Origin of the sequence: Rhodococcus sp. (in: high G+C Gram-positive bacteria) (assembly GCF_049286785.1) — a bacterium.
Lineage (GTDB): Bacteria > Actinomycetota > Actinomycetes > Mycobacteriales > Mycobacteriaceae > Rhodococcus_F.
Map to the genome: position 1 here is coordinate 1 of NZ_JBAQEO010000622.1, position 8,198 is coordinate 8,198.

The following is an 8,198-nucleotide window of genomic DNA, read 5'->3' on the forward strand; positions in this document are numbered from 1 at the left end:
ACCATCCGCTAACGGGATGCGACCAGCTGAGCATTCCGACAAGTTAATGAGAATCAAGCACTGACACGACATTGAGAACCCGCAGGTCAAAGATTCAGAGAAGTGACACCGAGCCATGGAACCTACAGCTCTTGTAGGTTCCACGCTTCCGTGTCGGTTTCCAGATTTCGTGTCGGTAGTTCTGCTCCTCCGGAACGTTTCCGCAGTTCAGCAGGCTGTGACCCGCTTCTACTGTTGAAGATTCCGACAAGATCGCTGGAATCCAGCGCTGACATGCCTCTGGAAAACCACAGGACACCGGGCGACGTAACCGACACGGAAGCCTGGAATCTACAGCTCTTGTAGGTTCTGCGGAGCGATGTCACTTTCCAATTTTCGTGTCACTCGCGTGTCACTTTCCGCATTTCGTGTCACTTGCCCCTGCCCTGACCTCGGCACCAGCTCAGAGAGCAGCACCGGAAGACTCCGACTGGTCAGCGAGAACTGAGGTTTAGACATACACCGAAGACGCCGTTTTACGGGCACTGCTCTTTCCATCTTCATCCCCGGCCCTGTACATCTGTATCGGCGCGGAACGCCGGCGGGACGCAGAAGGGTGGAAGAAACGTGACGGTAGGAAGTGCTGATGGCGCGTTCACCTAACCATCTGACGGTGGCACAGTTCGATCTGCTGAAGTGGGTATCGCGCGGGTGTGAGGACGGGGTGTACGACGGAAGCTCACACCGAGTCTCGGCGCGTGTACTGCACAACCGCGGTCTGATCCAGGTCGAGGGACGAGGCAAGACCTGGACAGCGACGATCACTCCGGCGGGCACGCGTCGCTTGGAGGAGCAGGCCCAGCGCGTCGAGGCTGAGCGGCAGCGTGCACGCCGTGTGGAACAGGTCATAGTCGAGCGCGACCGCGAACAACAGCAGCTTCGGGCACACGCCGTCGAGGTCCTCGAAGCCGTTGTTGCTGCAGGCGGGCGCCTCGATCTGGGTGCACGCGTCAGCATTCACGATTGCGCAAGGATCGCCGAGTGTCTGGTGAGGGAACGGTTGCTGCCCGAGGGGCAGCGACTTACGCAGGAGCCGACCCGAATGGACCCAGACCTGGGAGTGACTGTCTACCTCGAGCCGGACTTCGCCACGCTGACCCGTCAGAGGAAATTCGATGTTCCTCGGCAGCTGCGTAATCCTCATCCCTCTGTATTGGCGTTCCGTGACAAACGCATGTACGTGTCACAGTCTCAGATCGCGCGCGCGGCCAGGTTCCTCCAGGCGATCGTGTCCGCGGCGACCGAGATGGGCTGGAAGGTGCCTGGCAAGGTTGCGAACATCTCTGGTGGTCATGGCGAGGTGCAGTCGGATCTAGCACTCGGGTTGCCCTCGCGCGAGATTGCGGTCACGGTCCGTGAAATCGACCAACGCGGCCGAGTCGGCTTGGCCTTCACCACCGACACCGACTACTACACACGGACCCGACGCACGATCACGAACAAAAACTTCCTGACCTCCGGCCGGCTGGAAGTCACACTGACAAAGGCGTGGGAACAGCAGCCGATCCTGAGCCTGAGAGACACCGACGGAACCACGCTCGAAGAGCAGCTGCCCACCTTGGTCCACACACTCGAGGTCACCGAGGCGCAGGCACAGTGGGCGCTCCAAGAAGAGGCTCGCCGCGCCCAGATCCGTCAGGTTCGCTGGGAAGAGGTGAAAAAGGAGGCGCTTACCAGGCTGACCTACGAGCGCAACGCGGAGCGTCTTCGCGACGAGTTGGCACGGCGCAATGCGGCCGAAGCCATGCGGGCTTACGCCGACGAGATCGACGCCCACGTCGCGTCACTCGGCACATCCGACCAACAGAGTGCACAGGAGTGGGCGGGGTGGATCCGCCGGCACGCCGAGAACACCGACCCGATCAATGGGTCGCTGCAGATCATTGAGGTAGCCACCTGCAACCGCGACGAACTCCAACCGTATATGAATGGCTGGAGTACGTACGGGCCCAGTCGGCAGTAGGTACACCGAGTGCGAGAACCCACCGGGTAGCGAATCACAGCCAAAGGGCCGCATTGCCGTCGCCCGGAGAGACAGTGAGCTTGCGGGCCCAGCGCGTCGATGCGGTCGCTACCCTCGGTGAAGCGACGACTTTCCCTCGTGGGTGGCGAGCGGGTGCAGCCTGCGTTGCGGTGATCGTGTCGCCGATCGCGCCACCCGGCCGCGGATTCTGGGTTCGGTCCTTCAAGGGATGCCGATGCGGACTACGCGGCTTGTGGTTACTCCGCGGTCTGCCTTGCCCTAGCAGGTGGCGTGGGTGTTCCACCGCTTGGCACCACTTCCGAATGTCATTCATTCAAATGACATTCGATTGAATGACATTGAACTAGGTCGCCCGAGGCTGCGATTCATCAATTCCAGGTGTGATTGATTTGCGGTGACCCCACGCCCGATGTCGTGGCGTACATCCGCACCTGCCAATGCCACAATGATCGCCATGCCGAACAGTCGAGCAACCCCCCGGCTACAGAACTTTCGCCCTGTGCGCGGATCCTGATGGCCGAGTTCTCTTTCGGGTGGTCTCGACTGGTACCACGGCAGCAGGTCGAGGCGAGCCAGAGGACGGGCGATGGCAGAAGAGAGTGGTGTCGGGGCACGTTCACGGTTAGTCGCTGCGGCGATCGAGCAGTGGCGCAAGGACCTGATCGACGTCGGCAAACGCAATACCCTGCTGTATTACCGGGACCTTCGGGCCGGAACGTTGGATCTCAGCGATGCCCGTCCCGAGCCATTGACGGCGTTGCTGGCCGGGCGCGCGGTACCGATGTCAGCGTTGTACCCGGACGAGAACCGCCGTCTGGAGGTCCAGAAGCGCCTGCGGACGATCCACAAGAAGATCCAGGAGCTCCACGAAGAGCGCGGCATCAACGCCGGCTACCTCACCTCGGGCATGGCGACCTGGCACGAGCCTGAGACGCAGCGCGGAGCTGCAAAACCGGCGGCGCCAGTGATTCTGCGGCAGATCGCGATCAAGCCGCGGTCTGCAACCGAGGACGACTTCGAGCTGACGCTCGGTGACGAGGTTGAGATCAACCCGGTGCTGTTGCATCGACTGTCCGATGAGTTCGGGATCGACATCGACGGTCAGGATCTGGTCGAGTTGATCCAACCGTCGGCACCTCTTGATACGCGACCGGTGTTCGAGCGGCTGTGTAAGCAGGCTAGCCAGGTGGCGGGTTTCGCGATCGAGAACCGGATGGTCGTCGGGACGTTCACCTACGCCAAGCTTCCGATGGTGAACGACCTGCAAAATGGTGTGGACCTGCTTGAGGCGCACGATGTTGTGGCCGCGCTGGCTGGCGACCGGGCCGCACAGCAGGCGATCCGTGGTGACGGTGGGGCAGCGATGGACGAGTCGTTGCCCGATTACACGCCGCCGCAGGACGAGTTCCTCGTCGCCGATGCCGACTCGTCCCAAAACTACGCCATCAATGCGGTCGCCGCCGGGAAGAACCTCGTCATCAAGGGACCGCCCGGTACCGGCAAGAGCCAGACCATCACTAACCTGGTGGCGACCCTCATCGCACGTGGATATCGGGTGCTGTTCGTTGCGGAGAAGCGGGCAGCGATCGACGCCGTGCTGTCGCGGCTGCAGCGGGTCGACCTCGGCGGTCTGGTGATGGACCTGCACGACGGATCTCCGAATCGCCGCAAGGTCGCCCACGATCTGGCTGCAACACTCGACCGTGCAAGCCAGACGCCGCCGACCAACCTCGCCGACCAGCACCGCGATCTGGCAACGAACCGTGATCGGGTGCTTGCGCACACCCGCTGCCTGCATCAACGCCGGACACCGTGGGATATCAGCGTCTTCGACCTACAGGCGAGGTTGCTCGGCCTGCCGCGCCAGAACATCGACTTCCGGTTCCGCGGCGCAGACTTGCACCGAGCAACCGAGACGTTCATCGCCACCGCTCGAGATGAGGTCGTCGAATACGCCGAGCTCGGCGGACTCACACTGTCGGAGAGTCCCTGGAACGGCGCGCCGATCACCACGCCCGAGCAGGTGCGCGCGGCCCTCGACTGTGTCACCCAGCTCCGCGGTCACACCCTCCCTCTCGCCGCGAACACGTTGACCGCCATGATCGGTGAGACCGGTCTTCCAGAACCCCAGACTGTGAGCAACTGGCCGGACGTCCTTCGGCTGCTCGACGGTGTGGCCGACATTCTCAGATCCCTTACCCCCGAGGTGTTCGAACAGGACCTCTCCCCGCTCATCGCCGCCACCGCAAGTCGCGGTTGGCGCAAGCAACACGCGATCACCCTCGGTTGGAGCGAGCGCCGCCGGCTCCGCAAGCAGGCACGCATCCACTGGCACATGGGAACTCCCTCTACCGCCGATCTGCACACAAAGCTGGTGGCCGCCCAGATGCTCAATGCGCAGTGGCGCGAGACCTGCAGAGATGGGCGCGGTCCGCGTTTGCCTGCCGATCTCCCCGCAGGACATGGCGCGTACGAGCAGCTCACGAACAATCTGGCGGCGCTGACATCCCACATCAACCAGACCGTCAACCTCGAAACGCTGAGCACAGCGGAGCTGTCACGTCTGGTCGGCGACCTCATCGCCGACCAGGCCACGCTGCACCGGCTGCCACGCCGCCACCACCTCGAAACCCGGCTGCACGGCGCGGGCCTCGGTTCGTTCCTCGACGAGTGCCGCCGTCTCCACATCAACGCTGATCACGTCGCCGAGTTACTCGACAAAGCCTGGTTGCAGTCGATCCTGGATGAAATCTCCTTCACCGATCCCACCTATGGGGCCTTCCAGGGCTCGACCATGACTCGCACGGTGACGGCGTACCAGCAGGCGGATAACCGGCACATCCACACCACCTCCGCACGCGTGCAACGCACCTGCTCCGAGACACTGTTCCGGGTGCTCGATGCCTATCCCGACCAGACGACACTCCTGCGGGCCGAAGCCGGAAAGAAGACTCGACACCGCTCGATGCGTGAGCTACTTGCCGGCGCCCCCGATGTTCTCATGGCCCTCAAACCCTGTTGGGCGATGTCCCCGCTCGTCGTCAGCCAAGTGCTGCCCCTGCAGCAACTGTTCGACGTGGTGATCTTCGACGAAGCCAGCCAGATCCCGCCCGCTGATGCCATTCCCGCCATCGTTCGGGGCAAACGAATCGCCGTAGCCGGCGACGAGCGACAGCTTCCCCCCACCAACTTTTTCGGGGCTGCGCCGACCGACGACGATCAGGCAGAAACTGATTCCGACACCGTCGCACTCACCACCGGCTACGAGTCGATCCTCGACGCGTTGACCGCGATCGTCCCGTTTCGCAGCCTTGCCTGGCACTACCGCAGCCAAGACGAACGCCTCATCGCCTTCAGCAACGCCCACATCTATAACAGGTCGTTGACGACGTTCCCCGGCTCACACACCGACGGTGTTCTGCAGCACGTCCTGGTGCCCTTCAGCGCGGATCCTGCCGCTTCGGAGGAGTCCGCCGCCGCCGAGGTCGACACGGTCGTCGCCCTGGTTCTCCAGCACGCGCAGGACCGGCCCGACGAGTCGTTGGGTGTCATCACCATGGGCCTCAAGCACGCCGACCGCATCGAAGCGGCCCTGCGAGCCAAGCTCGCCGGAAGACCCGAGCTGAACGAGTTCTTCCTCGAAAGCCGGGATGAACGATTCTTCGTCAAGAACCTCGAGCGCGTGCAGGGCGACGAACGAGACGCCATCATCCTGTCCATCGGCTACGGCAAGAGCGCCGACGGACGCATGGTCTATCGCTTCGGACCGCTCAACAACGACGGCGGCGAGCGACGGCTCAACGTCGCCGTCAGCCGTGCAAAGCGGCGGATGACGCTGGCCAGTTCGTTCGGTTCGACCGACCTGGACCCGAACCGGTTGCATGCCCGCGGAGCCCAGCTGCTCCGCGAATACCTCGCCTTTATGGAATCCGGCGGCAAAGATCTCGGTGCCTCGACCCCGATCCCACCCCCTTTGAACCCATTCGAGATCGACGTCCGTGACCGCCTCACCCGCGCCGGTATCCCGTTGACGGCCCAGTATGGGGTGGGCGGCTACCGCATCGACTTCGCCGCCCAACATCCCGAGCAGCCCGGGCGGATGGTGCTGGCCATCGAGGCCGACGGCGCCAGCTACCACTCGTCATACACCGCACGCGACCGCGACCGTCTGCGGCAAGAACACCTCGAACGGTTGGGTTGGCGCTTCCATCGAATTTGGTCCACCGACTGGTTCCGTGATCCCGACACCGAAGTCGCCAAAGCCCTGACCGCCTACCAGACAGCAGTCACGGACAGCGACTCCGGCCAGCGCCCGCGCCACACCCCGGAACCGACAACCACCGAGACCGACGCGACGCCAGATCCTTTCATTAGCACCAGCAGGACCGGAATCAAACCCGGGATCTACCGCGGCGTCCCGATCACCGAGTACACCCAAAGCGACCTGATTGCCCTCATCAAATGGATCAAGAGCGATGGACTTCTACGCACCGAGGATGCGCTGGTACGCGCCGCCATGGATGAACTGGGATACCGGAGGAAAGGCGGACGCATCACCCTCGCACTCGAAAACGCGATCCGGGCTGCCCGCGACGGATAGACCGTTGCATACGCCTCTAGACCGTTGCATACGCCTCAAGCGGGCAGTTGAGTAGCGGGTGCGCCATGCGGGGGGTGGGAAACAACGCGTGCAACAACGTCCTCGACGACTGCAACGAGGCGGATCTCGGGGCTCTCCTCACGCAACGGCCAGTGCAACGAAGTATGCGCCTGCTAAAGCTCTGCACGCTGGCCCGGTTGTCACTTGCGGGCATCCGCGGGGGGCGTCCGGTGAAGCTGCGCCACCAACTCGGCTGTGCAACGAGGTCGTTCGGGTCGATGATCGTGTTCGAGAGGCCGACGACTGCCGACTGTGTTGTTGCGGAGATTGTGGACCAGGCGATGACTTCCGTGGTTCGGCGTGCGCGCTGAGGGAAACGGAATTGTTCGACGAGCCAGTGGCGGGGGACGTGCATCGCGTCGGTCAACTCGATCACCGTCTTTCGCTGGGAAGGTGCCAGGATGTTGCATCATTCCCGGTGACCGAGGAGAACCGGCGAATCTTGACGAACTATTTGACCACCACCTGCGACGCGCGCACCCGCACGACCTGACAGTCACGCGAGGAGAACGACAGAGGCTTGCCGTCCGTTTCTTCACGTGACAACTGCGTTGCATGGCCGGAAGCGCAACGCCCGCACGTTGGCGTCGCTCGCTCCGGCCATCCAACGGCCATACCTACGCGGGCTGTAGATCTCGCGCGGGCCGGAAGTCGGCCTCGGTGTCGAACGGTTGCGGCAGGGGCGGCACGGTGAATCCCTCGTCTTCTGCAGCGGCGACGAACGACTTCCATCGCCTGCACACAGTGGATCGGTCTACGTTGATCTGCTGCGCAACGGTGACCTGCTTGAGGTGCGGTTCACGCACAAGCATTTCTGCAACGTCCTTCACCGGATCGGGCAGCGTGCATTCCCTGAGGAACTGGGTGAGCCCTTCGTGGGTCTGCGGCCACCCGTTGCGGGTCCGCGCCACAACCGGTTCGACCTGTTGCTTGGGCGGCGCAACGATGTTGACGTTTCCGGTTCGAATGGCGCCGAGTTCAGCGGCTGCTTCGACATGTTGCGGAGCGCGTGTGGCTTCAGGTGCAACCGCATGAGTGAGAGCAACGGGTGCTGCTCGCTCGATCACCGGTGCACGCTTGGTTGCAGGCGCCTGCAGCGCGTGTGCACGCTCCTCTCGGAGGGCACGCAACATCAGGGTGAACATGTGCAGCAGTCCCAGCCACAGCAGCGGGAAGATCATCGCCATGCCGAGTGCGGCGGGGGCCGGTTGCGGGATGAAGCCGAGGTCCTCCCCCGCGGCGACGCGGGCCGCGTTGCGGACTGCGAGCTGGTAGGCGTGGTAGCCGTTGCCTGCAACGCTCAGCAACACTGTTACCACGGCAAACGCCCTGCAGTACGCGCGGGACGTGCGGTACTTTTCAGCTTTCAGCTCAACGAGACCGATCGTTGCGGCGGCCTGTGCAATGTCGATTGCAACGGGCGCCATCCAGGAGAATCCGGGGCGTACGCCGATCTCAACGGCTAGCTGCCTCAATGAGTCGAATGACAGCGTGAAGGCAAGCGCGGCCATCATC

Annotated in this window: 4 protein-coding genes; 2 read left to right on the forward strand and 2 right to left on the reverse strand. The window is 63.1% G+C overall.

From position 1 onward, the window contains the following. Positions 1 to 718 precede the first annotated feature (718 nt). Positions 719 to 1,000 (reverse strand): hypothetical protein, encoded by a 282-nt coding sequence (locus WAW17_RS22660; protein ID WP_422335157.1) that lies wholly within the window; start codon positions 998 to 1,000, stop codon positions 719 to 721. Between the two features lie 81 nt (positions 1,001 to 1,081). Here WAW17_RS22660 and WAW17_RS22665 point away from each other — a divergent pair, with 81 nt between their 5' ends. Then, on the forward strand, positions 1,082 to 2,002 hold the full coding sequence (locus WAW17_RS22665; protein WP_422335158.1) for a hypothetical protein: 921 nt from the start codon (positions 1,082 to 1,084) through the stop codon (positions 2,000 to 2,002). A gap of 607 nt (positions 2,003 to 2,609) precedes the next feature. Beyond that, positions 2,610 to 6,623: an AAA domain-containing protein gene (locus WAW17_RS22670; protein WP_422335159.1), complete on the forward strand. Its 4,014-nt coding sequence runs from the start codon at positions 2,610 to 2,612 to the stop codon at positions 6,621 to 6,623. Between the two features lie 677 nt (positions 6,624 to 7,300). Here WAW17_RS22670 and WAW17_RS22675 read toward each other — a convergent pair. Then, positions 7,301 to 8,198: DUF2637 domain-containing protein (locus tag WAW17_RS22675; protein WP_422335160.1), on the reverse strand; the 898-nt coding region annotated here is incomplete at its 5' end.

Bases quoted from the DNA above. Each gene is read 5' to 3' on its own strand.
- WAW17_RS22665 (WP_422335158.1), top strand. From the start codon at position 1,082: ATGGACCCAGACCTGGGAGTGACTGTCTACCTCGAGCCGGACTTCGCC.
- WAW17_RS22670 (WP_422335159.1), top strand. From the start codon at position 2,610: ATGGCAGAAGAGAGTGGTGTCGGGGCACGTTCACGGTTAGTCGCTGCG.